This window comes from Albidovulum sp. (genome assembly GCF_049646345.1).
Lineage (GTDB): Bacteria > Pseudomonadota > Alphaproteobacteria > Rhodobacterales > Rhodobacteraceae > Albidovulum.
In genome coordinates this window covers 1-1649 of sequence record NZ_JBARVQ010000706.1, presented here as the reverse complement: position 1 = coordinate 1649, position 1649 = coordinate 1, and the positions used below count along the sequence as shown (strand labels likewise).

The window sequence follows — 1649 nt, the reverse complement described above, 5'->3', positions numbered from 1 at the left end:
AGTGTCAACAATCGCACGCAGGCCGCTGTCTGGGCTTCCCGGCATCTGCCGCAGTAGGCGCCGCCGGCCGGTCCCGGACCGGCACGAACGGCGCTCGGGAACCGGTCGCGCAGGCGATCCGGCGGGATCGGCGCACCGCCCCACCTTGCCTCGATCCATTTTTGGATGTATATCCAAAATCCTGTTCGACCGTTCAACCATCGCGGTCCCCGCCCTCGGAACCGGAGCATCGGCGTGCCAGCGACCAAGGACGTCATCATCGTCGGCGCAGGGTTTGCGGGCCTTTACATGCTGTACCGCGCCCGGCTTCTGGGGTTGAGCGCCACGGTGATCGAAGCCGGGTCCGGCGTCGGCGGCACATGGTACTGGAACCGCTATCCCGGCGCGCGATGCGACGTGGAAAGCATGAGCTATTCCTATTCGTTTTCCGAGGATCTCCAGCAGGACTGGGTCTGGCCGGATCGCTATGCGGTGCAGCCCGACATCCTGCACTATGCCAACCATGTGGCCGACCGCTTCGGGTTGCGGCGCGACATCCTTCTTGAAACGCGCGTCCTGTCGGCCCGGTTCGATCCGGTGCGACGCCTCTGGAAGATCGACACTGATCGGGGCGATGAGGCCGAGGCGCGGCACCTGATCATGGCGACCGGGTGCCTGTCGGTGCCCAACCTGCCCGACATCCCCGGACTGGACCGGTTCGCGGGTCGCGTGCTGCATACCGCGGAATGGCCGCAGGACGGCGTCGACCTGACCGGCCACGATGTCGGGCTGATCGGCACCGGGTCTTCCGGCGTCCAGTCGATACCGCTGATCGCGGCTCAGGCGCGCAGGCTGACAGTCTTTCAGCGGACCGCGAATTTCTCGATTCCGGCATGGAACGGGCCGATGCCAGAGACGCGACGCGCGGCGATGAAACGCGACTACCCCGCGCTGCGTGCCCGGTCGCGGGCCTCCGGCGCTGGCGACTATGCCGAGGAGTCGGTCGTGTCGATCCTCGACTTGTCGCCGTCCGAGCGCGACGCCGCCTTCGAACAGCGCTGGCGGCAGGGCGGGTTCAATTTCCAGTACGCCTTTCGCGACGTGATGACCGATCCCAGGGCCAACGAACTGGCCGCCGAGTTCGTCCGCAACAAGATCCGCGCCATGGTCGCCGACCCGGACGTGGCCGAACGCCTGTGCCCGAAGGATTATCCCTTTGGCGCCAAGCGGCTTTGCGTGGATACCGGTTATTACGAGAACTTCAACCGCGACAACGTCACGCTGGTCGACCTCCGGTCCGATCCGATCACGACGATCACCGAAACCGGCCTGCGTACCGCCGGAGCGGTTCATGACTTCGACACGCTGGTTCTGGCGACCGGCTTTCATGCGATGACCGGCGCGCTTGAACGGATCGACATCCGGGGCCGCGATGGCGTCGCGCTGAAGGACCGGTGGCGCGACGGCCCCGCGACCTATCTCGGCCTCGCCGTCGCCGGGTTTCCGAACCTGTTCCTGATCAATGGCCCCGGCAGCCCTTCGGTGCTGGCCAACATGGTTCTGGCCTGCGAACAGCATGTCGAATGGATCGCCGGTCTGCTTGCCCATGCGCGGACTCGATCCGCCGACCTGATCGAAGCCGATCCCGCCGCCCAGACAGCATGGACGGA

1 protein-coding gene is annotated in these 1649 nt (G+C 66.0%); it reads left to right on the top strand.

The window, feature by feature from the left end; all coding sequences use genetic code 11:
- Positions 1 to 234 precede the first annotated feature (234 nt).
- Positions 235 to 1649, top strand: a 1415-nt coding sequence (locus WBB85_RS18385) for a flavin-containing monooxygenase (protein ID WP_432640044.1), incomplete at its 3' end; no start/stop codon positions are given.